24 protein-coding genes are annotated in these 24,828 nt (G+C 48.4%); 14 read left to right on the forward strand and 10 right to left on the reverse strand.

Annotation, left to right across the window (positions count from 1 at the left end; genetic code table 11):
• Positions 1–26: 26 nt before the first annotated feature.
• The 4 genes from mutY to FTT63_RS02495 form a co-directional block, all read right to left on the reverse strand.
• Positions 27–1,061, reverse strand: a complete 1,035-nt coding sequence (gene mutY, locus FTT63_RS02480; RefSeq protein WP_104472306.1) for an A/G-specific adenine glycosylase — start codon at positions 1,059–1,061, stop codon at positions 27–29.
• A gap of 111 nt (positions 1,062–1,172) precedes the next feature.
• Positions 1,173–1,538, reverse strand: coding sequence for an HIT family protein (locus FTT63_RS02485; RefSeq protein ID WP_005180943.1), 366 nt, complete (start codon positions 1,536–1,538; stop codon positions 1,173–1,175).
• Between the two features lie 60 nt (positions 1,539–1,598).
• On the reverse strand, positions 1,599–2,336 hold the full coding sequence (locus FTT63_RS02490; RefSeq protein WP_005180941.1) for a dienelactone hydrolase family protein: 738 nt from the start codon (positions 2,334–2,336) through the stop codon (positions 1,599–1,601).
• A gap of 217 nt (positions 2,337–2,553) precedes the next feature.
• Positions 2,554–2,712: a DUF1328 domain-containing protein gene (locus tag FTT63_RS02495; protein ID WP_005006601.1), complete on the reverse strand. Its 159-nt coding sequence runs from the start codon at positions 2,710–2,712 to the stop codon at positions 2,554–2,556.
• 191 nt (positions 2,713–2,903) lie between these two features.
• Between FTT63_RS02495 and FTT63_RS02500 the strand changes: the two genes are divergently transcribed.
• Both FTT63_RS02500 and FTT63_RS02505 read left to right on the forward strand, forming a co-directional pair.
• The gene (locus tag FTT63_RS02500) at positions 2,904–3,356 is read left to right on the forward strand and encodes a YcgN family cysteine cluster protein (RefSeq protein WP_016658695.1); all 453 of its coding nucleotides are present in this window, start codon (positions 2,904–2,906) and stop codon (positions 3,354–3,356) included.
• Positions 3,357–3,530: 174 nt separating this feature from the next.
• Complete coding sequence (locus FTT63_RS02505) at positions 3,531–4,799, forward strand: replication-associated recombination protein A (RefSeq protein WP_016658696.1); 1,269 nt, start codon at positions 3,531–3,533, stop codon at positions 4,797–4,799.
• 275 nt (positions 4,800–5,074) lie between these two features.
• Here the strand turns inward: FTT63_RS02505 and purC are convergent, their stop codons facing one another.
• From purC to dapA, 3 genes are read right to left on the reverse strand one after another with little or no spacing between them, the layout of a single operon-like run.
• A complete protein-coding gene (gene purC / locus FTT63_RS02510; RefSeq protein ID WP_005180935.1) occupies positions 5,075–5,794 on the reverse strand; it encodes a phosphoribosylaminoimidazolesuccinocarboxamide synthase in 720 nt (239 codons plus the stop codon).
• A gap of 37 nt (positions 5,795–5,831) precedes the next feature.
• On the reverse strand, positions 5,832–6,434 hold the full coding sequence (locus tag FTT63_RS02515) for a hypothetical protein (protein WP_005180933.1): 603 nt from the start codon (positions 6,432–6,434) through the stop codon (positions 5,832–5,834).
• A gap of 15 nt (positions 6,435–6,449) precedes the next feature.
• Positions 6,450–7,346 carry a 4-hydroxy-tetrahydrodipicolinate synthase gene (gene dapA, locus FTT63_RS02520; protein WP_005180931.1) on the reverse strand — a complete coding sequence of 299 codons (897 nt, stop codon included), beginning with the start codon at positions 7,344–7,346 and terminating at the stop codon, positions 6,450–6,452.
• Positions 7,347–8,080: 734 nt separating this feature from the next.
• Here dapA and mhpT point away from each other — a divergent pair.
• The 4 genes from mhpT (at position 8,081) to ppk1 (ending at position 13,360) form a co-directional block, all read left to right on the forward strand.
• Entirely contained in the window at positions 8,081–9,289 is a 1,209-nt protein-coding gene (gene mhpT / locus FTT63_RS02525) for a 3-(3-hydroxy-phenyl)propionate transporter MhpT (RefSeq protein ID WP_180191970.1), read from the forward strand.
• 145 nt (positions 9,290–9,434) lie between these two features.
• Complete coding sequence (gene pncA / locus FTT63_RS02530) at positions 9,435–10,091, forward strand: bifunctional nicotinamidase/pyrazinamidase (RefSeq protein ID WP_163140786.1); 657 nt, start codon at positions 9,435–9,437, stop codon at positions 10,089–10,091.
• Between the two features lie 37 nt (positions 10,092–10,128).
• Positions 10,129–11,058, forward strand: a complete 930-nt coding sequence (locus FTT63_RS02535) for a bile acid:sodium symporter family protein (protein WP_163145362.1) — start codon at positions 10,129–10,131, stop codon at positions 11,056–11,058.
• Positions 11,059–11,296: 238 nt separating this feature from the next.
• Positions 11,297–13,360: a polyphosphate kinase 1 gene (gene ppk1 / locus FTT63_RS02540; RefSeq protein WP_075175034.1), complete on the forward strand. Its 2,064-nt coding sequence runs from the start codon at positions 11,297–11,299 to the stop codon at positions 13,358–13,360.
• A 63-nt stretch (positions 13,361–13,423) separates the two neighbouring features.
• On the opposite strand, the gene FTT63_RS02545 is transcribed toward ppk1, so the two are convergent.
• Positions 13,424–14,677: a hypothetical protein gene (locus tag FTT63_RS02545; protein WP_180191971.1), complete on the reverse strand. Its 1,254-nt coding sequence runs from the start codon at positions 14,675–14,677 to the stop codon at positions 13,424–13,426.
• A 77-nt stretch (positions 14,678–14,754) separates the two neighbouring features.
• On the opposite strand from FTT63_RS02545, the gene serB reads away from it, so the two are divergent.
• The 3 genes from serB (at position 14,755) to FTT63_RS02560 (ending at position 17,352) form a co-directional block, all read left to right on the forward strand.
• On the forward strand, positions 14,755–15,975 hold the full coding sequence (gene serB, locus FTT63_RS02550) for a phosphoserine phosphatase SerB (protein WP_005180917.1): 1,221 nt from the start codon (positions 14,755–14,757) through the stop codon (positions 15,973–15,975).
• A 401-nt stretch (positions 15,976–16,376) separates the two neighbouring features.
• Positions 16,377–16,712 (forward strand): ciprofloxacin tolerance protein AciT, encoded by a 336-nt coding sequence (gene aciT / locus FTT63_RS02555; RefSeq protein WP_005180916.1) that lies wholly within the window; start codon positions 16,377–16,379, stop codon positions 16,710–16,712.
• 154 nt (positions 16,713–16,866) lie between these two features.
• Positions 16,867–17,352 carry a hypothetical protein gene (locus FTT63_RS02560; protein ID WP_016658700.1) on the forward strand — a complete coding sequence of 162 codons (486 nt, stop codon included), beginning with the start codon at positions 16,867–16,869 and terminating at the stop codon, positions 17,350–17,352.
• A 69-nt stretch (positions 17,353–17,421) separates the two neighbouring features.
• Here FTT63_RS02560 and dtd read toward each other — a convergent pair whose 3' ends face one another.
• Positions 17,422–17,862 (reverse strand): D-aminoacyl-tRNA deacylase, encoded by a 441-nt coding sequence (gene dtd / locus FTT63_RS02565; protein WP_035363358.1) that lies wholly within the window; start codon positions 17,860–17,862, stop codon positions 17,422–17,424.
• A gap of 226 nt (positions 17,863–18,088) precedes the next feature.
• Here dtd and FTT63_RS02570 point away from each other — a divergent pair, with 226 nt between their 5' ends.
• From FTT63_RS02570 to asd, 5 genes are all read left to right on the forward strand, one after another.
• Positions 18,089–19,606, forward strand: coding sequence for a catalase (locus FTT63_RS02570; protein WP_180191972.1), 1,518 nt, complete (start codon positions 18,089–18,091; stop codon positions 19,604–19,606).
• A 143-nt stretch (positions 19,607–19,749) separates the two neighbouring features.
• Positions 19,750–20,244, forward strand: a complete 495-nt coding sequence (locus FTT63_RS02575) for an ankyrin repeat domain-containing protein (protein WP_171431540.1) — start codon at positions 19,750–19,752, stop codon at positions 20,242–20,244.
• Positions 20,245–20,342: 98 nt separating this feature from the next.
• Positions 20,343–21,542 carry a nicotinate phosphoribosyltransferase gene (gene pncB / locus FTT63_RS02580; RefSeq protein ID WP_087662325.1) on the forward strand — a complete coding sequence of 400 codons (1,200 nt, stop codon included), beginning with the start codon at positions 20,343–20,345 and terminating at the stop codon, positions 21,540–21,542.
• A 169-nt stretch (positions 21,543–21,711) separates the two neighbouring features.
• On the forward strand, positions 21,712–22,554 hold the full coding sequence (locus tag FTT63_RS02585; protein ID WP_180191987.1) for a sulfurtransferase: 843 nt from the start codon (positions 21,712–21,714) through the stop codon (positions 22,552–22,554).
• Positions 22,551–23,402 carry an archaetidylserine decarboxylase gene (asd, locus tag FTT63_RS02590; RefSeq protein WP_005180897.1) on the forward strand — a complete coding sequence of 284 codons (852 nt, stop codon included), beginning with the start codon at positions 22,551–22,553 and terminating at the stop codon, positions 23,400–23,402. The genes FTT63_RS02585 and asd overlap by 4 nt, the downstream gene beginning before the upstream one ends.
• A 61-nt stretch (positions 23,403–23,463) precedes the next feature.
• Here asd and phoR read toward each other — a convergent pair whose 3' ends face one another.
• Complete coding sequence (phoR, locus tag FTT63_RS02595) at positions 23,464–24,819, reverse strand: phosphate regulon sensor histidine kinase PhoR (RefSeq protein ID WP_016658705.1); 1,356 nt, start codon at positions 24,817–24,819, stop codon at positions 23,464–23,466.
• Positions 24,820–24,828: the final 9 nt, after the last annotated feature.

Genomic DNA, 24,828 nt, shown 5'->3' on the forward strand with positions numbered 1-24,828 from the left:
TATTCGAATTCCAGTCTTTGACTATGTCATAAATCGGCGGCCGAGATCAATTTTTTCATGGCGGTCGGCAGTCCACGTGCAGTGGCCTGTGCCGGCGTCATCCATTCGGCGTCCAGCTCAATCGCCAGATGTTCCTGCTGGTCCGGCTCGACCGGAATTACACTGGCATCCAGCAGCCAGGTAAAGTGGGTAAAGCTGTGTGAAATCTGCAGCTGCTGTTGTCGCTGTTTCAGGCCCAGACGCTGACAGAGCACCTGAAACTGCGCTGGATCATCAATAATCGGCAGGCACCATAATCCGCCCCAGAGGCCGCTATTTGGCCGCTGCTGCCATAGCCACTGGCCATCACTGTGTAAGAGCAATACCTGGGCCTGTCTCACAGGCACCGCTTTTTTCGGTTTTTTAAATGGTAATTCGGCTTCTAGGCCCTGCTGGTGAGCCTTGCAGTGCTGCTGCATCGGGCAGTACAGACATAAGGGTTTTTTCGGGGTACAGATGGTGGCACCGAGGTCCATAATCGCCTGGGTGTAGTCATGATTACGTTCGGTCGGGCACAGCTGTTCTGCCAGCTGCCACAAGGCCCGTTCATGTACCGGTTTGGACAGATCATCTTCAATGGCAAAAAAGCGCGCCAGCACCCTTTTGACGTTGCCATCCATAATCACGCCGTATTGTCTGAGGCCCAAAGACATCAGTGCGCCTGCGGTCGAGCGGCCAATGCCGGGCAGGGCCATCCACTGTTCCAGATTTTCCGGAAAATGTCCTTGCTGGGCCACTATGCCAGCTGCTTTATGCAGATTGCGTGCCCGGGCATAGTAACCGAGTCCGGCCCAGTATGGCGCCACTTCATCCCAGGAGGCACGGCCTAAGCTTTCCACATCGGGAAAACGCTGAATAAAACGTTCGAAATATTGCAGCACGGTTTTGACCTGGGTCTGCTGCAGCATGATTTCCGATACCCAGACTTTATACGGATCATCGGCCACCTGCCAGGGCAGGTCATGGCGACCGTGTACATCAAACCAGGAAAGCAGGGCGTGGGAAAAAGAAAAGGCAGACATGAGAACCGGAACTGTTAAGCAGGCGCCTAGTATACCCAAATCTTGCCGATGCAGCAGGCAATAAAAAAGGTGATGCAATAGCATCACCTTCTGTTTTGGTCGCGGCAAGGCTTAGATGCTGCCGCTCATACCCCAGCGTTGGTCCAGCTTGAGGATTTGACCTTCATAGCGTGGAATAATGTGGATATGCAAATGCTGCGATGGGCTGCCAAACACATCACCATCGTTAAAGCCGACATGAAAGCCTGCCGGTTGATGGCGCAGCTGTAATTCATTCCGCGCCAGTTCCAGCAGCGACATCAGGCTTTTACGTTCTTTGTCGGTAACATCAAAAAAAGAACTGACATGACGTAGAGGGATAATGACACAGTGGCCTTTAGACAATGCGTTCGGTTCAGGTAGAATCACGCCATAATCATTTTTGGCAATGACATCATATTCATCAAAGTTGCAATATGGGCAGTCTTGTTCGGTCATTCTTCTATCCTCTATTCAAATTCATTAATCTTTTTCAATATATATGGCCTCATGCCAGAATCAGGCCAAACGGCGTTGTAATAATTGGTACATGGCATCCAGGCTTTGCTGTTCTGCTATCGGGCTATAGCCGAGGTCGACGCCATTGGCTTTGGCACGTTCATCGGCCAGCGGGTTACTAAAGCCGTGCTTGGCATCTTCAAACACAATCACGTCATGTTCTACCTGGGCAGCGTGCATTTCTTCACGGAAGCTGGCCACATCATCCAGCGTTACCATGCTGTCCAGTTCACCATGCAGCACCAGAATTTCTGCCTGTACCTTGCCTTCCTGCGCCGGTTCTCTGGCCGCCAGAATGGCATGGAAAGTCGCAACGGCTTGCAGGTTGGCGCCTGAACGGGCCAAATCCAGCACCACTTTGCCGCCATAACAGAAGCCAATGGCTGCCAGTTTAGCCTGATTTACTTCCGGTTGGGCAGCTAAAGTGTCCAAAGCCGCAGACGCACGAGTCACAATTGTATTCGGGTCTTCAAAGGTCTGGCTCATCCATTCATTGGCCTGGGCAGCCGTGGTGGTATTTTTCTTGTCGCCATACATATCAATGGCCAAGGCGGCATAACCATGTTCTGCCAGTTCGCGGGTACGCTGTTCAATATATTCATTTCGGCCCCACCATTCCGGTGCCACAATCACACCCGCGACTGGTGCATCGGTTTCGGGTGCAGCAAAATAACCAACCAACTGGCTACCATCTGCCGCCGTATACTGAATTTCGCGAGTTTTGATTGCTAAAGTCATGCGTCCAATCCTTGTGTTTTTTGAAATAATTCGATTAAAACATAAAAATGAGACAGCGGTTTGAAAAACATTTCAATGGGCCTAAACAAATGTGAGAAAATATTTTTAAGTTATTTTTCAAAGAATAATCTGTCTGTATCTGCTGTCGGTCTAAACACAGGCATAAAAAAAGAAGGATTTGCATCCTTCTTTTTTGTGAGGGTCAGGGTATAAGAAACTATACCTTGCCGCGGGACAGGAAGCCGACAATTGCCAGAATAACAGCAATAACCAGCAGAATGACCGCGAAATCTTTAGATAAACCAGCGACACCACCGAAACCGAGTAGACTGGCAATAAGTGCGATTACAGCGAAGATAATGGCCCAACGAAACATAATTTTTCTCCATGTGTTTTTATACTTCTTGATCAAGTATAGGGGCAAGTCGCTGATTTGATTGTTTTGCTTTTGTTTATTAAGTGTTCAACTATTTATTTAAGTCTATGATTCTATTGTATCTATGACATAGCACATGCTTTTGTAGAAGACTGTTATAATAGACCGGTTATTTTGTAGTGTTGTGCATCATGTCTGATCAGCTTCGTCCCCAATTCTGGAAAAACTATCCGTTAACAGCCTTAACCCAGGCAGAATGGGAAGCGCTGTGTGATGGCTGCGGTTTATGCTGCCTGGTCAAGCTGGAAGATGAAGACAGTCATGAAGTGGCTTATACCAAAGTGGCCTGCAAGCTGCTGGATTGTACGACCGCCCGCTGTTCGGACTATCCGAACCGGCAGCAACAGGTACCGGACTGTATCCAGTTAACGCCGGAAAAGCTGGACAGTATTCACTGGCTACCGCCAAGCTGTGCCTATCGCCGTTTAAAAGAAGGTAAAAACCTGCCGTCCTGGCATTATTTAAATACCGGTTCACGCCAGAGTGTGATTCGCGCCAAAAAATCGGCCGCTGGCCGCTGTATTTCTGAAACGGAAGTCAATGAAGAAGAAATTGAAGACTATATTGTGCGCTGGGTACGTTAAATTTTTAGGCCGTCTGTATCTTTAAGAGCAAAATTGGCGATTTAAACCTGATAAAACAACTGCCGACACTCAGGCTGAGTTTCCCGCAGCAAGCGCTAAAAAATCGGCTATTGAAATACTTCATTTTGCCATAACATAGTACACTCAGCCGCAGCTTTGTACAGAAAACCTTCTATGTCAGACAGCCATATTCCACTTCCTGAACGTTTGCGCCCGCGCGATCTGTCACAGATTATCGGTCAAGATCATCTTCTGGGGGAGCAGGCCCCGTTACGCCAAATGATTGATCAGGGCCATTTGCCCTCGATTATTTTCTGGGGGCCACCTGGCGTTGGAAAAACCACCATTGCCTTGTTGCTGGCGCAGGCGGTTGATCGTCCTTTTGTCAGTCTGTCTGCGCTCAATACCGGGGTTAAGGAATTACGTGAAGTGATTGCCGATGGCGGCGATTTACTAACGCCGGTGGTGTTTATTGACGAGATTCACCGCTTTAATAAATCCCAGCAGGATGCCTTATTAAATGCAGTCGAGAAGGGCAAAATTACCCTGATTGGTGCCACCACGGAAAACCCGTCTTTTGAGGTGAACAGTGCCTTGCTGTCGCGCTGCCAGGTCTATACCTTAAATGCACTGAGTGCCGAGGCCATCCAGCAGCTGCTGACCCAGGCCGTCCAGAATGATAGCTTCTTAAAAGAACGTTATATCCAGATTGAAGAGTTTGAAGCACTGGTGCAGTTTGCGGCGGGTGATGCACGTAAGGCACTCAATTTACTCGAGCTGATTGCTGGCACCTTTGAGCCGGACACAGAAAACAGTATTAACAATGCCCTGGTCGTGAAAGTGGCGCAGCAGAATATTGCCCGTTACGACAAATCTGGCGAGCAGCATTATGATCTGGTCTCGGCCTTTATTAAGTCGATTCGCGGCAGTGACCCGGATGCGACTCTGTACTGGATGGCGCGCATGCTCAAGGGTGGAGAAGACCCGCTGTTTATTGCGCGGCGTATGCTAATTGCTGCCTCGGAAGATATTGGCAATTCCAACCCAAATGCCTTGTTGCTGGCCGGTGAATGTTTCCGCGCAGTGCAGGTGATTGGTATGCCGGAAGCGCGGATTATTCTGGGCCAATGTGCAGTCTATCTGGCCACCAGTGCCAAAAGTAACAGTACCTATCTGGCCATTAACAAGGCGCTGGACTTGGCGGAAAAAACCGCCAATTTGCCGGTACCGTTACATTTGCGTAATGCGCCGACCAAGCTGATGAAAGAGCAGGGCTACGGGGTGGATTATCTGTATCCGCACAATTATCCGGAGCATTTTGTATTGCAGGATTATTTGCCGCCAGAATTAAAAGGCACCAAGCTGTATGAATCGGCGCGCAATAAACGCGAAGTTGAAGCCGAGCGTTTACAGCAGCGGCGCTGGATGCAGCAGCAACAGTAGCAATAAAAAAAAGCCCAATTCAGAGGGATGAATTGGGCCAAACTGGATGTTAGATTGGGAGAGAACATCCGCGAGGATTAACGAAACTGATCGGCAGTCACTGTAAAATTTACCGTGTCTTGCCTATGTGCTTAAGCATAGGTCAAAACTAAAAATATGTAAAAACGATCATTTTTATAAGTTGAATTTGTTTTTTCGATTGAGAGTGAGAAAACTCAGCCAATAAAAAACCGGATCAGCTGATCCGGTTTTTTTATCGTTCATCTTGGAGATGATCAGATATTGTCGAGGTTGATGCCTAAACGTGCCGCAACTTCTTCATAGGCTTCAACCACGCCGCCTAAACCTTGACGGAAACGGTCTTTGTCGAGTTTTTTCTTGGTGTCTTTGTCCCATAGACGGCAGCCGTCTGGAGAGAATTCATCACCCAGCACGATACGGTCGTGGAACACACCAAATTCAAGTTTGAAATCGACCAGAATCATGTTGCCGGCATCAAACAGGGCTTTTAGTACATCGTTAACTTTGTAAGTCAGTTCTTTCATTTGTGCCAGCTGCTCAGCAGTCGCCCAACCCAGCGCAATTGCTTGAGATTCGTTGACCATTGGATCGCCTAAGGCATCATCTTTAAAGAACAGTTCAAATGTTGGCGGGGTCAGTTCCTTGCCTTCTTCGACACCGAGGCGACGGCACAGAGAACCAGCTGCATAGTTACGGATTACGCATTCAACCGGAATCATGCTCAGCTTTTTCACTAGCACTTCATTTGGGGTTAGCAGTTTTTCAAAATGCGTTTCAATACCGGCTTCAGCCAGTTTTTCCATAATAAAGGCGTTAAAACGGTTGTTCACCTTACCTTTACGATCTAGTTGTTCGATCTTTTCGCCATTGAACGCAGAGGCATCGTCACGAAAGACTAAAATCAAGTGGTCTTCACTATCTGTGGTATAAACAGATTTCGCTTTACCAGTATAGAGCAAGGTTTGTTTTAACATGAGGGAACCTTTTTCAGAAAAAAATGCCTAGTAATGTCTAGGCTGGCCAATTTTGGTAAATCTGGGCCAACAGGTCTGCAGCTTTTTCTTTGTCTGCAAAACTGTTGTCGGCGTTGAACACAGCCAGGTTGTTACTTGTACCGACAGAGGTGAGTCTTAAGACGTAGGTCTGTTGATCGACCGAGATGGTGACTTCGTAACGGTTTTTGCTCTGACCAATAATGCTATGGTTCAGGCTGCTGAGTGTGGCAAGCGTATACTGCCAAATTGTAGCAGAATTTCCATCTATTTTGAGCAGTGGATTTTGATTTCCATCTACAACCGGTTGTGGACGACCTGGCGCGGTGTTGTCCTGTACAGCAGCGGCCTGAGTCGGCTCTACGGCTGGAGGACGAGGAAGTGCGAAACGGTTGCCACGGCTGTTTTCCAGCTTCGGTGCATGTTCAATGGCCAGTGGGTCAACCGTTGGTGCAGGATACAATGGCGTTGCTGGTCGGGCCACAGCACCTTCAGGATATTGTAAGGGCGCAAGGGTGGTGGTGTCTTTATAATCCAGAGAGCCATTGCTGATGGCTAAAGAACTACAACCTGCCAAACTTACCACTGAAAGTGCAGCGATTAAACCAAAACGTAATTGCATAATATTGTGCTCTTATTAAATGACACCCGAAGCCTGTAAAGCTTCACGTAACGGTGCGCGATATTGTTCTGCAAGTGGCGTTAATGGCAGGCGGATGCCGGTACCAATTAAGCCCATTTCATGAAGTGCCCATTTCACCGGAATTGGGTTTGATTCACAAAATAGAATATTGTGTAAATTTGCAACTGTATTGTTACGTGCTTCAGCGCTGTCATTGTCGCCGGCAATGGCTGCGGCACAAACTTCGCTCATGACTTTTGGTGCCACATTGGCCGTAACCGAGATATTGCCTTTGGCACCAGCCAGCATTAACTGATAGGCAGTGGCATCATCACCTGAATAGACAGTCATGTCTTTACCCGCCAGACCGGCCAGTAATTCACGGCCACGTGGTACATCGCCAGTGGCATCTTTAATGCCCACAATTTGTGGAATGTCGGCCAGACGAATCACTGTTTCGTTGGACATGTCGACGCCAGTACGGCCCGGAACGTTATACAGGATTTGTGGCAGATCCACTGCTTCGGCAATAGTCTTATAATGCTGATATAACCCTTCCTGGGTTGGCTTGTTATAATATGGCGTGACGAGAAGTGCGGCATCGGCGCCGAGTTCTTTGGCTTCTCTGGTCAGTTCGATCGCTTCATGCGTTGAGTTTGCACCAGTACCAGCAATCACCGGGATACGTTTGTTGGCCACGCGAATGATTTCTTTAATCACACGTGTATGTTCAGCCATGCTTAATGTAGAGGCTTCACCTGTCGTGCCCACGGCCACAATACTGTTCGTGCCTTGTTCTATGTGCCACTCAACCAGCTTCTCGAGACCTTTCCAATCTACGCTGCCATCTTCTAACATTGGGGTGACGATTGCGACAATTGAGCCTTGAATGGTCTGTGCTTGCTGAGTCATTTTGAAAAAATATCCTATTTTTCCATCCACAAAAGTTCGTAGAAACAGAAAACGTGGATGGTTGCAGTATTTTGATTTGAGTCAGAATTCAATAAGTCATGATTGAATAATGCTTATGCAAATTATGACTGATTCAGTGTGTCAGAACAATATGCGTAAGTCAAAGCCAATATCAACTTTATCCGCTGCTCAAAACAGTCCGGTATAAGGCATAAGTTGGTGCTTTTACAGCAGTTCAGGTTCATCTTCGACTTTAGAATGAACTGGCGAGTAAGCATAGGTCTATAGAAGCTGTCCGGACAGCAATTTTGCCTGGAAAATGCAGTAAAAAAGTAAAAAGCCACGAAAACCAGGTAAAAGGGTCAGAATTAAGATAAAAAAACACTTAAACTAGACCTGAAAATTATTTGAATAGCCTTTTTTTTAATGCCATTTCCTGCTTAAACCAGCTCGGAATGATTTTTTTCAGATCTAAATAAAAATAATAGTTTTGACTGTCTGTTTATTTATATCCTTTGATATTTATATGAATTTTATTGTTTTTTTAAATTGATATGCCTCAATTAAGTCTTTCTAAAACTATATGTTTGCGTGTCTTAAAATAAGAAATGTCTATTAATTTTTTGCCAGACCGGGGCTTTATTCCACTTATTGGTAGTTAATTCAGAGGACATCCTCATAGATGATGGCGGTCTTAACCTTTTATAAACACTGATTGAAACAAGGATTCTCCAATGGAAAGATCAGATAATCGACATGCGATTGTGACAGTAGCCATCTGTTTCTTGATTGCGGTCATTGAAGGCTTGGATATCCAGGCAGCAGGTATTGCCGCAGCTGGTATCCGTGAGCATTTTGGCCTCGATAGCTCGCAATTGGGGGTGTTTTTTAGTGCAGGGATTCTGGGTTTATTGCCTGGTGCACTGGTTGGTGGACGCGTGGCAGACCGTATTGGCCGTAAACAGGTGCTAATCTGGTCAACTGCCGTGTTTGCGGTCTTTACTTTATGTACCGTATGGGTCAATAGCTTTAACTCATTGCTGGCGGTACGTTTCTTGGCCGGTGCCGGTCTGGGTGCTGCCATGCCAATTCTGATTACGCTGGCCTCTGAAGCGGTATCACCACAAAACCGTGGCCGTGCCGTAGGTCTGATGTACTGTGGTATGCCAGTCGGTGCTGCGATTTTATCGTTAATTGCCAGTACCGATTTCGGTTCTAACTGGAAAAACATTTTCTACCTGGGCGGTTTATTACCGATTATCATCATTCCAGTGATGATGTGGTTATTGCCAGAATCGAAGGAATATTTAAAAGCCAAAGATCAGGCTGCGAATACGACAGCAGAAGCTACGCCACAAGGTTCGTTTAAGGATCTGTTTAACTCGAACAACCTGCTCCGTACCATGTTCATCTGGGTCAGCTATTTCTTCACCCTGATGGTGGTGTACATCATGCTGAGCTGGTTACCGTCGCTGTTCCAGGAACTGGGCTTCTCGCGTAAAGAAGGCGCAACTGCACAGTTCTACTTTATGGTCAGCGCGACGATTGGTACGGTGATTTTGGGTATGCTGACCGATCGCTGGAAAAAAGCCTATGTCATTCTGTTGATGTACGGCGGTATTCTGGCCGGTCTGCTGGCACTGAACGCTGCAGGCTCATTAACCCAAATGTATCTGGCCTCTGCGCTGGTGGGTGCATTCGTCATTGGTTGTCAGGGCGTACTGTATGCCTTCGGGGGTATCGTGTATCCAACTGAAGTGCGTGGTACTGGTATTGGTGTGGCATCTGCCGTGGGCCGTGTTGGTGCGATGCTTGGGCCTGCGATTGCCGGTTCACTGTTAACGGCTGGCTTTGGTGCAGCAGGGGTGATCTCTGCCGCGATTCCATGTATCGTGATCTCTGCCATCTTTATGTTACTGCTGGTGCGTCGTATTCAAAACTAAACACGCATTGTAACGACCCCTTCAGACAGCCCGCATATGCGGGCTGTTTTGTTTTCACCGTGCAGTCCAATGATTCCACTGCAACAAAACCATCCATTTGGTATATGCTAGGACGCTGACAATAAGCGAAACATGGATAGGTGTTATGCAAGCGCAGACGGCATTGATCGTAGTAGATGTACAAAATGGATTTACGCCGGGCGGTAATTTGGCCGTCGCTGATGCCGATCAGATTATTCCGATCATTAACCAGCTGGGACAGGTCTTCGACAATATTGTCCTGACCCAGGACTGGCATCCGCAGAATCATATTTCTTTTGCCGACAATCATCCGGGCAAACAGCCGTATGAAGTGGTGATGCTGGAATATGGCGAGCAGGTGCTGTGGCCGGCACATTGCGTCCAGGGCACAGCCGATGCCGAACTGCATCCGGCACTGGACTTGCCGCAGGCGCAGCTGATTATCCGTAAAGGTTTTCATGCACAAATTGACAGCTATTCGGCCTTTATGGAAGCGGATCAGAAAACCACCACCGGTCTCGCTGGCTATTTAAAAGCGCGTGGTATCGACACGGTGTTTATTACCGGCATTGCCACCGATTTTTGCGTGGCCTGGACCGCCATAGATGCCTGCAAGCTGGGCTTTAATACCTTTGTCATTGCCGATGCCAGCAAAGGCATAGACCTGAAAGGTTCATTGCAACATGCCTGGCAGGAGATGCTAGCGCATGGGGTAAAACGGGTCTATAGCAAAGATGTGTTGGGCCTGTTACAGCCTGCTGCACAGCCAAGCCTGGCCTGATTGGCCCGAATCATTCATTCAGAACGTGCCGAGGTCTATGGTGTTAGGTTTTAGCCAGTTTGTACAGAAAACTTTTGCCCTGTGGGTGCTGCTGTTTGCCGTGATTGCCATGTATCAGCCAGAGGCTTTTGTCTGGTTAAAAGCCTATATCACCTGGATGCTTGGCATCATCATGTTTGGTATGGGCATGACCATGTCGCTGCAGGATTTTAAAGGTGTGCTGCAAAGTCCGAAAGCGGTCGCGATTGGCGTGGCTGCGCAGTTTATGGTGATGCCGCTGTTGGCCTATCTGTTATGTGCCTTGTTCCGGTTACCGGCGGAAATTGCCATTGGGGTGATTCTGGTTGGCTGCTGCCCGGGTGGTACGGCTTCCAATGTAATTACCTATATGGCCAAAGGCAATACCGCCTTGTCGGTGGCCTGTACTTCGGTGTCGACCTTGCTGGCGCCGCTGCTGACCCCGGCAATTTTCTTTGTGCTGGCCAGCCAGTGGATTGAAATTGATGCCTGGTCCATGCTGAGCTCGATTTTACAGGTGGTACTGTTCCCGATTGTACTGGGCCTGCTGCTGCGCACGCTGTTTAAAACTCAGGTGGAGCGTTCCATTACCCTGATGCCGCTGGTTTCGGTGGTGGCGATTGTTGCCATTGTCGCGGCAATTATTGCCGGCAGCCGGGCACAGATTCTGGAAAGCGGCTTGCTGATTTTAGCGGTGGTGATGCTGCACAATGGCCTGGGCTATTTACTCGGTTTCTGGGCGGCGCGTTTATTTAAATTGCCCTATGCCGACAGCAAAGCGGTGTCGATTGAAGTCGGAATGCAGAATTCTGGCTTAGGTGTGGCCTTGGCGGCGGTGCATTTTGCCGCATCTCCGGTGACTGCGGTACCGAGTGCTATCTTCAGTTTATGGCACAATATTTCTGGACCGGCACTGGCCAGCTATTGGGCCAGCCGGCAGCGCCAATAAAGGACAGCTGTCATCTGGCTGTCATTAAGGCAAGGAGGCTTTAGCATATTGAATATGCTGTCTTTTTACTTAGATAAAAAACAAAAAAATGATAAAAAAACAGATTTTTATTTTGAACAAATTTGGGCTAATTTTCATCATTTGGTCATTTTTGTAACACAACTGTCATATTCAATTTCTAAGATGCCCTCACAGAGGCGGCACAAACAGACTGTTGTAAGACAGCATAGAGTGAGATATGAGCGATTTTCAGCATTCATCCATGACCTATTTCAATCGGGAACTGGCATTATTCGAGTTCCATCAACGGGTATTGGCCCAAGCGCTGGATGAGCGTCTGCCGCTGCTGGAACGCTTAAACTTTCTGATTATTTTTTCCCGAAATCTGGATGAGTTTTTTGAAATCCGCGTGGCGGGTTTAATGAAACAGCTGGATTTAAATGCCCTGACCCGCACCCCGGATGCAATTCCGACCGAACTGGTGCTGGCACAGTTATCTGAAGAAATTCATGCGGCGGTCGAGCTGCAATATCGCACCTTAAATCAGGACATTCTGCCGCAGTTGCAGCAGGCCGGGATTCGTTTTATTCAATATCCGCAAATTCAGGACAAGCATAAACCCTGGATTGCCCAGTATTTTGCCAAACAGGTCCAGCCGGTACTGACCCCAATCAGTCTGGACCCATCACATCCGTTTCCGCGACTGGTCAATAAAAGCCTGAACTTTATTGTCAGTCTGGAAGGTAAGGATGCCTTTGGCCGTGAAATTGAAATGGCGATTGTGCCAGCCCCACGTTCCTTGCCGCGCTTAATTGCCTTGCCGCCTGAAGTGGCCGGGGAAGGGGAGGAACAGATTTTCCTGACGGCAATTATCCAGCAGCATATCAATGACCTGTTCCCGGGCATGAAAGCCACCGGCTGCTATGCTTTTCGTGTGACCCGAAATGCCGACCTGATTCTGTCGGAAGATGTCGATGATCTGGCGGTGGCCTTAAAAGATGAGCTGTCATCACGCCGTTTCGGCCGTGCGGTGCGTCTGGAAATTGAAGATGACTGCCCGCAGAGTATTATTGACTACTTGCTAGATGAGTTTGATCTGGATCAGCAGCAGCTGTATCAGACCAGTGGCCCGATTAACCTGTCGCGTCTCACCACCAGTTTTGACCGTCCGGAACTGAAATATCCGATTTTTAGCCCGGTGATTCCGCCGGTATTTCGCAAGCAGAAACCAATTTTTGAGGTGCTGAAAAAGCAGGATGTATTGCTGCATCATCCGTTTGATTCTTTTCAGCCGGTGATCAGCCTGCTCAAAGAAGCGGCCAAAGATCCGCATGTGCTGGCAATTAAACAGACCCTGTATCGCAGTGGTCCGGACTCGGAAATTGTGCAGGTACTGGCTGAAGCGGCACGTAATGGCAAGGAAGTCACTGCGGTCATTGAACTACGTGCCCGCTTCGACGAAGAATCCAATATCATGGTTGCCAACGTGCTGCAGGAAGCCGGTGCGGTAGTGGTGTATGGCATTGTCGGCTATAAAACCCATGCCAAAATGATTCTGGTGGTACGCCGCGAGCAGGACCAGCTGGTGCGTTATGTGCACTTGGGCACCGGTAACTACCATGCCGGCAATGCGCGCATGTACACCGACTACGGCCTGATGACCACCCAGCCGGATATCTGTGAAGATGTGCACCGCATGTTCCAGGAACTGACCGGCATGGGCAAAATGGCCAAACTGAAAAACCTGCTGCATGCGCCGTTCACCCTGCACACTGAACTGCTGAAACTGATTGAACAGGAAATTGAATTTGCCCAGGCCGGCAAAGCCGCGCAGATCATGATTAAAGTCAATGCCCTGACCGAGCCACAACTGATTGCGGCGCTATACCGTGCCTCGCAGGCCGGGGTGCAGGTTGATCTGATTATCCGTTCGATTTGCTGCCTGATTCCCCAAGTGCCGGGCATGTCAGACAATATCCGGGTGCGTTCGATTGTCGGTCGTTTCCTGGAACATACCCGCGTCTATTATTTTGAACATGGCGGCGAGAAAAAACTGTTCTGTGCCAGCGCTGACTGGATGGGACGTAACCTGTTCTCACGGGTTGAAACCTGTTTCCCGATTCTGGACAGCAAGATCAAGAAATGTATTGTCGAAGATGGTTTACGCAGCTATTTAAATGACAACCAGAATGCCTGGGAATTGCAGTCCGATGGCCACTGGCAGAAAGTGCAGCCGGAACCGGAACAGCCCCTGCACAGTGCACAGGCCTATTTACTGCAAAAAAAGCTCCTCAAACTCTAAGCCTCTATCAAAAAATCCTGACACGGGTCAGGATTTTGATCAGACGACAGCAGCTGCTGCGTCTTAAGACGCTTTAGAGTGCTTGCCACGTAAAATTTCAGTTCTTAACTGCTGGGCCAGTTCGGCCGCTTCACTGTCCATGCCATTGACCATATAGGCATGCCGGGTCAGCACATTGGTCGGGTTTGGCATACTGACCAGTTCATAATGATCGGACAGGGTTTTCAGTAATTCATGCGGTAAATGCACCGCATTTTCCTTAGCTGACAGCTGGCTGACCAAGCGTTCTGCCGCCTGCACCGAAGACAGCTGCATGGCATCGACCGGGCTGGACAGTGCACTGCGGGTTTGCAGCACAAAGCGTTTTTCTTCACGGTAGCGTTTATACAGCACTTCAGACAGCAGCTGGAACACGGTGCCAATCATCGCCAGACACGGTGCCGCATTCGGTTTATCGGCCGACATGCTTAAGGTGGCGCCATCTTCATGGAATGGTTGTACCGTGGTGATATCCTGCTGGCTAAGTTTATAGTGCTGCACACACAGCTCGATGCTCTTGTTCAGGAAAATCTGGCATAGATTAAAATACGGCACCGAAACGGTTTTGTTGACCGTATCCATCAACTGTTTCGGATCATAGAACTGGATGTTTAACGAAATTGTATGCTGATCAACCGGGGCCGGTTTGTTTTCTTTCAGTTTTGGTGCGGCTTTGGCCTGTTGCTGCGCCTGTGCAATCGCCAATGCGGTATTGTGTTTTTCCTGCTCCAGTGCCTGGGTCAGATTCTGGATTTCGTGTTTCAGACGCGATTCATTGTTGATACGCGCCAGATATTCTGAACGGCTTGGACGGGCAATCGCACGATAGGCCAGCCACAGCAGGGCATGAATAAACAGCGAACTGAGAATCGCCATCCACTGGGTACGCAGAATTTCGCCAATACTTGGTTTGACCAGGGTCACTTCAATGGTGCCGACTTTCTTTTCGTTTTGCAGCGCATCGCGTACAAAGACTTCACCCTGACGGGTTTTGGCCAGGCCACCGGTGGCCAGCACCTGATTGTTGGTATTCAGAATCCGAATTGAGGCAATACTCGGGTTGGTGGCATAACGATCGGCCAGAAGCGCCAGTGAAACGGTATTGGCCGGTTCCAGCTCGGACAGGCTGTCTGTGATCAGCTGGCTGGTGATCAGCTGGCCTTGACTGGCCTGATTTTCATTGAGCTGGTGAGTCGTTGCCAGTACCAGTAAAAAGGTATGCAAGGCAAAACTTATGGTCAGTAGGCTAGCAAATAGCCCTTGTCTAGGCGCATTCAACGTAAACTTCCAAAGTAATTCTACTTAATTTCGATTATGATTCTAACAATAGTTGTAGCTCAGACCCGAGTCAATTCATGCGAGAAATCATTCTTATATCATTTTTAGGACCTGACCAACCGAATCAGTTTACTCGATTAATGCAGGTTCTGTCCGCTCATTCCTTACAAATCTTAGATGTCGGTCAGGCGGTCATTCATAACCAGTTGACTTTAGGTATTGTCGTCTCATCAGATGACCAGACGGCTACCGCATTAGCCATGAAAGAGATCCTGATTTTAGCACATGATATTGGCTTAACTGTGCGCTTTAAACCGATCTCTGCAACAGAGTATGAACAATGGGTCAATGAAGGTGGCCGTACTCGTTACATCGTGACGGCTTTGGCGCCAGAACTCAATGCCTCTCATCTGCAGGCAGTAACACAAATTGTATCCAGCCAGGGTTTCAATATTGAGACCGTGACCCGTCTGTCTGGCCGTCCGGCAGCAGATGGTTCCAGCCAGGGGCCAAAACGTGCCTGTGTGCAGTTTGGTTTAAGCGGTCAGATGCTCGATGCCGCAGCCATGCGTGCCGCCTGTTTAAGCCTGTCCAACGCGCTAAGCGTCGATGTCGCGGTACAGGAAGACAATGCTTATCGCCGTAACCGTCGTTTGGTCTGCTTTGACATGGACTCAACCTTAATTGAGCAGGAAGTGATTGACGAACTGGCGATTGAAGCCGGTGTCGGTGCACAAGTGGCTGAAATTACCGAGCGTGCCATGCAGGGCGAGCTGGATTTCCAGCAAAGTTTCCGTGCCCGTGTGGCCTTGCTAAAAGGTCTGGATGCGTCGGTTCTGCCAAAAATCGCCGAGCGTCTAACTGTCACCGAAGGCGCCGAGCGTCTGATTTCGACCTTAAAAGCCCTGGGCTATCGCACTGCGATTCTATCGGGCGGATTCCAGTACTTTGCCGAATATCTGCAGGACAAGCTGGGGATTGATGAAGTACATGCCAATATTCTGGATGTCGAGCATGGCGTGGTAACCGGGGAAGTGAAAGGCCATATTGTGGATGGTGCGCGTAAAGCCCTGTTGCTGCGTGAACTGGCCGAGAAAATGGGTATTTCTCTGGAGCAGGCCATTGCGGTAGGTGATGGTGCCAATGACCTGCCAATGCTATCCATTGCCGGTCTGGGGGTTGCTTTCCGTGCCAAACCGCTGGTACGTGAAAATGCCAATCAGGCGATTTCCAGCGTTGGCTTGGATGGTGTTTTGTATCTATTAGGTGTCCATGATAAAGACCTGAACCGGGCTTAAGCACATCACAGGTTGAATCAAGCGCAGCATAAGGGCTGCGCTTTTTTTATGCAAAATCAGTGAACAAGGGCAAATGTTCATTTTTTGACTGAATCGAAATCTGCTTTAAAAACATCGAAAAAAATATTTTTCAGGGCAGTTTTGCAGGTTGTTTTTTTGTAATGACACGCGAAAGAAGGAGTAGCCTTATCTTCAGAAATCTTTAAAATTAAAAAAGTGTAATGACAATATAATATTGCGACAATTTGTGTCGCGTGGTCAAAATTTAAGTCTTTTTTTATCCAGAAAACTACTCATAATGCTTCCATAGATTTGAAATTGGCCTTGCCATTCATTTACAAGTATTGAAGATGGCATGGGGACTCGACAAGATCCACATCCATTTTTGGACGGAGGTTTTTATGTTAACAGCGAATTTAGCAACTATAGTCGGCTTGAGCTTGGTAGCGGCTGCTTTGATTGCTGTTTTCTTTTCGCCTTATCGTCGTTGGTTAAGCTTCATGTTGGCCGGTATGGCATTCTGGGGTATTTTGGAAACGGTCCGTTTTAGCGTACAAACTGTTTTTGAACTGCCTGTGACCTACAGCTATCTGTCTGCATTAACCCTGGCGATGATTGTTGTGACATTGCTTTTGCTACGCGAAGACCGTCGTGCAGAGCGTGCATTGGCCAAAAGACGTTATATCGAACATACCCCAGTGTATGAAGATGACCAGCAGCAGTATTCCAGCCGTTAAGTCTATACAGATAAGACGTCCAAAAAATGTACAGTCATGTACATTTTTTTTTACTTTCGATAATGATTGTTATACAAAGCCTTGCTGAAAAATCAGCTGTTTATGTTAGGATGAAAAGCAATCTAACCCAACAATTACAATAGGCTCGGACGTCATGAAACTTTCCTCAATTCCTGTCGTGAAACTTCCTCTGGTTGATGTCAGCACGGATCCGCTTGATTTACTCGTGACAGGTTTGGCTTTGCGTATGAAGCAGCTAGCCCGTACCAGCCCTAAATTTATTGAGTTGGTTCATGAGCGTCAGTTCCGCATCCAGATTGGTACCGATACCGGTTTTGCCCGTCAGATTATTGTCAATAATGGCGACATTGATACTGTGTCGGGTGATGCTGAAAAAGCCGATTTTATTTTGCAGTTCGCCGACAGCGAGCAGGGCGTGAAAACCCTGATGAAAGGCGATCCGACTGCCTTTATGACCGGCATGCAAAATGGCACCATTAAAATGGAAGGTGATTTTGGTCTGCTGGTCTGGTTTAACCAGGTGGCGAAACTGGTACCACCAAAGCTGCCGAAACCGGTCAAAGAAAAAATTAAAATGGCGCGTCAGTTTATTAAGCAGAAAACTGGTAAATCAATCTGATTGCTGCGTCGAAACGCCCAAGAAAAAGGTCTTCCAGTGGAAGACCTTTTTTATGCACCAAGCATTGGCTTATTCAATTTCCAGCTGAAAGGTCACCGGCCCGTCATTGACCAGATGCACTTTCATATCGGCGGCAAAAATACCGGTTTCTACCTGTGCAAACTGGCTTTTGGCATAGTCCACCAGCTGATCATACAGTTCTTTGGCTTGCGCGGGGGGCATCGCCGGGCCAAAGTCAGGGCGTAAACCTTTCTGGGTCTGGGCCATCAGGGTAAACTGCGATACCAGTAAAATACCGCCGCCGGCCTGGCTGACATTCCAGCCCATCTTGCCCTGTTCATCATCAAAAAAGCGATATTTCAGGATTTTATCAATCAGCTTTTTGCCTTTGTCCAGATTATCGTCTTTGCCCAAACCTAAAAAAACCAGAATACCGTGCTGGATCTGGCCGGTGACTTCTCCCTCTACCACCACTTTGGCTTCAAGAACCCGTTGTAATAATGCGCGCATACGAATGAACTGTCTGACTGTGTTGATGGGGAGAGATTGTAGCAAATTGCGATCCAAAACAGAGAACGTCGGCTTTTTGTTGATTTAATCTCTTAAAACCAATATGGGATTGATGTTTTATCTAATAAAACGATTCTGGTTATAAAAATATTCCGTTTTCACAATTTTGTCATGATTGCTATTTTTTGCCTGCAGGAAAGGGAAAGTATAAACAAGAGGTGATGGAATGGTGAAACATTCATTATGGGTTGCGATGCTGGCAACCATGACATTGAGCACACAAGCAGCAGTACTCACCAAAGACAATGGCGCAGCCGTAGGCGATAACCAGAACTCGATCACTGCCGGTGAAAACGGTGCCGTGTTACTGCAAGATGTACAACTGGTGCAGAAACTGCAGCGTTTTGGGCGGGAGCGTATTCCTGAGCGGGTGGTACATGCCCGTGGCACGGGCGCTTATGGCGAATTTGTGGCGACCAAAGATTTATCTGACTTAACCGTGGCCTCACTGTTTAAAGCCGGTACCAAAACACCGGTGTTCCTGCGTTTTTCTACGGTCATTCATCCCAAAGGTTCGCCGGAAACCCTGCGTGACCCGCATGGTTTTGGTCTGAAATTTTATACAGAGCAAGGCAACTGGGATTTGGTCGGCAACAATCTGCCGGTGTTCTTTATTCGTGATGCGATGAAGTTTCCAGATTTCATTCACGCCATGAAGCCAAGTCCGGTGACCAATGTGCAGGACCCGAACCGGATTTTTGACTTTTTACAAAGCCAGCCGTGGTCGGTAAATATGCTGACTTATGTCTATTCCAACCTAGGAACACCGCTGAGTTACCGGCATTTAGATGGTTTTGGGGTGCATGCCTTCAAGCTGTATAACGCCAAAGGCGAATATAAATATGTGAAGTTTAACTTCCGTACCCAGCAGGGCGTAAAGAGCATGAATCTGGAGCAGACCCGTGACATGCAGGGCAAGGACTTTAATCACCTGACCAATGATTTGTATAACAATATTTATGCTGGCAACTATCCGAAATGGGATTTATATATTCAGGTCCTTGATCCGAAAGACCTGAACAATTTTGACTTTAACCCGCTGGATGCCACCAAAATCTGGCCAAACGAGTTAATTCCGGAAACCAAAGTCGGCACATTAACTTTAAACCGGATGCCGAAAAACTTCTTTAATGAAACCGAACAGTCGGCCTTTGCACCGGGCAACCTGATTCCGGGAATTGAACCCTCCGAAGACCGTTTGCTGCAAGGCCGTATTTTCTCCTATTCAGATACACAGCTGTACCGTTTAGGGGTCAATCATCAGCAGATTCCGGTCAACCGTCCAGTGGTAAATGTGAACAACAATAACCAGGATGGCTACATGAATGTATCTGAGCGTGACTCAGATGTGAACTATGAGCCAAGCCGTAAAGAGCCAAAAGCTGCCACTGAAAAAGCACGTGCGGTACAAACACCATTATCTGGTCATGTACAGCAAATTGGCGTGAAAGAGCAGAACTTCAAGCAGGCAGGTGAGCTGTACCGTTCATACACAGCTAAAGAGAAAGATGACCTGATCATGAACTTGGCTGCTGACTTAGGTGCAGTGAAAGATTCAGAAACCAAGCACATCATGTTGTCTTATTTCTACAAGGCAGATGCAGACTACGGTACCCGTATGACCAAAGCGGTGAACGGTAACCTGGCGACGGTTAAAGCTAAAGCTGCAAAATTAAAAGACTAATCTCGATTGGTCTTGAGGAACTGGTGACTAGGGTATAGCGCATCACCTCCGAAAAGTCCTGTAAAACTCCAAACCTTTCCTGCACCCTAGGGGGAGTTTTACAGGCACCTCTTTATTTTGCCTATTCAGACAGGAGCAGCAAGATGCGTATTTTCACCATGCTCTGTGCCGGACTGTTCAGCCTGGGAGTAGGCGCAGCACCAGCCTGGGCACAAGCAGATTCATTCTCGGCCACAAGCCAAACCGTAGCATCATCTGCCGCACAAGAGCTGATTGATCTGTTTTTTGCGGCTGCCCGCAGTGGCCAGCATGACGTGATTCAGGAATTTTTACAGCACGGTTTTCCGGTCGATGTCCGTAATTCGGCCGGTTTTACGCCATTAATGATGGCGACGTATTATGGCCATCAGCCAATTGTCAGCACCTTGCTGGCCTATGGCGCCGACCGCTGTGCACGTGACCAGAAAGGTCATACCGCGCTAATGGCAGCCATTGTAAAAGCCGAGTGGGGTATTGCCCGGCAGTTACGTCAGGTCGATTGTGATGCTCACGCGGTCCAGACCGGCCAGCTGACTGCCGAAGAATTTGCCCGGGTATTTGGCCAACAGCAGCAATTTCAGAAGCTGAGTGAGGACTAGCCGAGCGCCAGGTTCTTACCCAATGGTCGATACAAAAGGTTAAATATCGCTGTAAAAATTATGCTTTAATGCAAGGAGTACAGCAAAAACGAACTCTTATGGCACCAATCATCCACTCTTTGCTTGATACCGACTTGTACAAATTTACCATGCTACAGGTGGTCTTACATAAATTCCCGCAAACCCACAGTGTCTATCATTTCCGCTGCCGTAATCTGGAAGATACGGTCTATCCACTGGCGGATATTCTGGATGATTTAAATGCACAGCTGGATCATTTGTGCCGCCTGAAATTTAGCGAAGATGAACTGCAGTATTTGCGCAGTTTACGCTTTATCAAAAGCGACTTTGTCGATTATCTGGAACTGTTCCAGCTCAAGCGCCGTTTTATTCGTGCCGGCATCGACAGTGAAGGGCGTCTGGATATTGTGGTAGAAGGCCCGATGGTTCAGGCCATGATGTTCGAGATTTTTGTGCTGGCCATTGTCAATGAGCTGTATTTCAGCCGTATTCGCAGTGACGAGGTGCTGGCCGAAGGTGAACGCCGTCTACAGGCCAAAGTGGCCTTGGTGCAGCAATATGCCGCCGAGCAGAATCCGGAAGATCCGCCATTTCTGGTTTCGGATTTTGGTACACGCCGCCGTTACAGCTTTGCCTGGCAAAAGCATGTGGTGCAGCAGATTAATGCCGCCGCGCCGGGTGTATTCCGCGGCACCAGCAATGTGCTGCTGGCCAAACAGCTTGGCATTACTCCAATTGGCACCATGGCGCATGAATTTTTACAGGCCTTTCAGGCGCTGGATGTGCGTTTACGTGACTTCCAGAAAGCGGCGCTGGAAACCTGGGTACAGGAATATCGGGGTGACTTGGGGATTGCCCTGACCGATGTGGTCGGGATGGATGCCTTCCTGCGTGATTTTGACCTGTATTTTGCCAAACTGTTTGATGGCCTGCGCCATGACAGTGGTGACCCGTATAGCTGGGGCGACAAAGCCTATGCCCATTATAAAAAGCTGAAAATTGACAGCAAAACCAAGATGCTGACCTTTAGTGATGGCCTGACCCTGGAAAAAGCCTGGGCGCTACACAACTACTTTAAAGACCGCTTTCAGGTCAGTTTCGGGATTGGCACCAACCTAACCAATGATATGGGACAAACTCCGCTGAATATTGTGTTAAAGCTGGTGGAATGTAACCGTCAGTCGGTGGCCAAAATTTCCGACAGTCCGGGCAAAACCATGACCGACAACGACACCTTCCTCGCTTATTTGCGTCAGGTGTTTGATATTCAGGAATAAGCAAAAATACAGGCCAGGTCCAGTACAAAGGCTGGACCTCGTCCTCTCCCTGATGGCGGGTTGACCTCTATCCATTTTTCTGCGCAAGGAATGCAGAAATTCAGGATAATCCTAAAAATGACTTGTGCTAACATCAGGGACAAGGATAGTGATAAAACATACAACCACGATGAATGATGCCACGATCAATTTCGGTCTGTTGATTGAAGCCGAAGACATGGTGCCCTATTTAGGCAGTGAAAAATTACGTATTGTCGATTTAAGCCGCAACTCGGTCTATGAACAGCTGCATATTCCACATGCGCTACATGTAAAGCCAAAACTATTGCTGCGTCAGGAAGAGTATGCTTCGGGTTTATTGCCGGAGCAGGACGGCCTGGAAGAACTGATCCGCTATTTAAATATTTCCCCTGAGCATCATGTGGTGGCCTATGACGATGAAGGCGGAGCCTGGGCCGGGCGTTTGCTGTGGAATTTACATTGTTTAGGTTTTGAAAACACTAGCCTGCTCAATGGCGGGATTCATGCCTGGCTGGCGGCCGGTCTGCCGACCTCGTCGGAGCTGCCGAGCTTTGCGCCGGTTGAGCATTTGGTGCCGGTACAGCTGAATGGTCAGTATCAAATTCAATATGATGCGTTATTAGAGCAGGTACAAAGTGCTGAACTGCAACTCTGGGATTGCCGCACTGCAGAAGAATATAGCGGACAGCGACTGGCGGCGCGACGCGGCGGTCACATGCCGGGCGCCCGACATTTCGAGTGGAGTACTGCCCTTGACCGCGAAAATCATTTAAAATTGCATCCGCTAGAACGCACGCAGCAACGTCTGGAACAACTTGGCTTTGATTTAAGCCAACTGGTGGTGGTGTACTGCCAGTCTCATCATCGTTCCGGTCTGGCCTATATTCTGGGACGTTTACTGGGTTGGCCAATCCGGGCGTATGCAGGTGCGTGGAGTGAATGGGGCAATCGCCTCGACAGTCCTATCATTACCGGAGAGTTGCCGTCTTGAGCCTCACATCTCGTTTAAAAAAACAATTATTTATTCAGGCCCAGCGCGTGGTACCCCAGCACCAGTTGTCTCGTGTGGTGGGTAAAATTGCTGCCAGTGAACACCCGATGGTGAAAAACGCAGTAATTCAGGCATTTAAAATGCAGTACGGAATTGATATGTCGATTGCCGAGCAAGGCAATGCCCTGAAATTCAAATCCTTTAATGAATTCTTTACCCGTGCCTTAAAAGATGGGGTGCGTGTGGTCGATGCCGATCCGAACAGCATTGTTTCTCCGGCTGATGGCGCGATTTCCCAGCTGGGTAAAATTGAAGATGGTGCAATTTTTCAGGCCAAAGGCCAGAACTTTACGGTTGAAAACCTGATTGCCGATCCGCAGCTGGCCGAGCCATTTAAAAATGGTCAGTTTGCCACCGTGTATTTATCACCGCGGGATTATCACCGGGTGCATATGCCATTTGCCGGTACCTTAACTGAAACTCTGTATGTACCGGGCGAGCTGTTTTCAGTGAACCAGACCACGGCAGAACATATTCCGGGACTGTTTGCCCGTAATGAACGCATGGTCTGCCTGTTTGATACCGAGATGGGCCGGATGGCGGTGGTGCTGGTGGGTGCCATGATTGTGGCCGGTATTGAAACGGTTGCCACCGGCAAGGTCAAACCATCGGGCCGTTTGGAGCTGAACCAGCATGACCTGTTCCTGGAAAAAGGCGCCGAATTAGGCCGTTTCTATCTCGGTTCTACCGCAGTGATTTTATTTGAACAGGATAAAATGCAGTGGGATGCGCAGTATCAGGCCAATTCTCTGGTGGAAATGGGCAAAGCCATGGGTCATCGCCTCTAAGCTGTTTGTATTGAAATGAAAAATGCCCGGATTAATCCGGGCATTTTTATGGGTATTCGGTTTAAAGGCTATACAGCCGTTCTTTGGGAAAGACGGCCTTAAAGGTTGAGCCGCTATTTTCTTTGGACTCGACTTCTAAATGGGCATTGTGCTGCATCAAGACATGCTTGACGATGGCCAGCCCTAAACCGGTACCGCCGGTCTGACGGCTACGCGCGCTATCTACCCGATAAAAACGTTCGGTTAGACGCGGCAGGTGTTTCGGATCAATGCCGATGCCGGTGTCCTGCACGCTAAAATAGCCATGCTCGCCATCATCATGCCAGCCAATGGTAATGGTGCCGCCTTTCGGGGTGTATTTGATGGCGTTGGTAATTAAATTGCTAAAGGCACTGGCCAGTTCCATATCGGAGCCAATCAGGTCGCAATGACTGTCGATATCCAGATTCAGGGTATGGCCATAATCAATATTGTAGGCATGCGCATCATCAAACAGCTGGTTCATCAGACTTGGCATGTCAATAATCTGGTTTTTAGCAATGGTCTTTTCATTTTCCAGACGCGACAGCAGCAGCAGGTCATTGACCAGCGCATTCATACGCCGGGTTTGCGACTGCATCTGTTCAAAGGCACGTTTCCAGCGCGGATTCATGTCTTCCTGGTCGGTAAAGGTTTCAATATAGCCACTCAGTACGGTCAGCGGGGTGCGTAATTCGTGCGAGATATTGTCGACAAAGTCTTTGCGCATCTGTTCCAGATTGTGCATCCGGGTCATGTCATGTGCCACCAGCAGGCGGCTTTCGCCACCAAAGCGGGTCATTTTGACCTGCACATAGTGTTCATCCAGCACGGTCGATTTGATTTTCAAGCCATCTGGTGCCTGATCAATATGATGAAAATATTCAATAAATGCCGGTTGGCGCAAAATGGTTAAAATATTGCGACCACGGTCCAGTGGCTGAATGCCGAGCAGGCGCTCTGCTGCCGGGTTCCACCATTCGATCTGATGGTTATCATCAATCAGCACCACCGCTTCGGCCAGGGCCACTAGTGACGACTGGGCACGGTCAATCAGCCCGACCATTTCGGCCTGAACAATACGTTCCTGACGCTGCGAGCGGTAGACATTAAATAATAAAGCCCCCCAAATGCCATGCAAATTGGGGGGAACATCATAGGGACGGTTGGCAATCCAGTCATTGACCAGATAGAGGGAGCGCATTTGGGTGGCGAAAAACGCCAGAAAGCCAATAAAAATACAGATCCAGAACTGTTCGATTCCGAGACCAATAAAACCTGCAATTACTAAAAAAAAGATCAGTAAACGGAGATCTTGTTTGGCAAAAGTCCACAAACTGCTGTAACGGACATTCTTGTGGTCACGGGCCAGTTCGGGGACAGGGTATGGTTCATACATAAAAAGCGA

Origin of the sequence: Acinetobacter sp. C15, assembly GCF_013420645.1 — a bacterium.
Taxonomy (GTDB): Bacteria; Pseudomonadota; Gammaproteobacteria; order Pseudomonadales; family Moraxellaceae; genus Acinetobacter; species Acinetobacter indicus.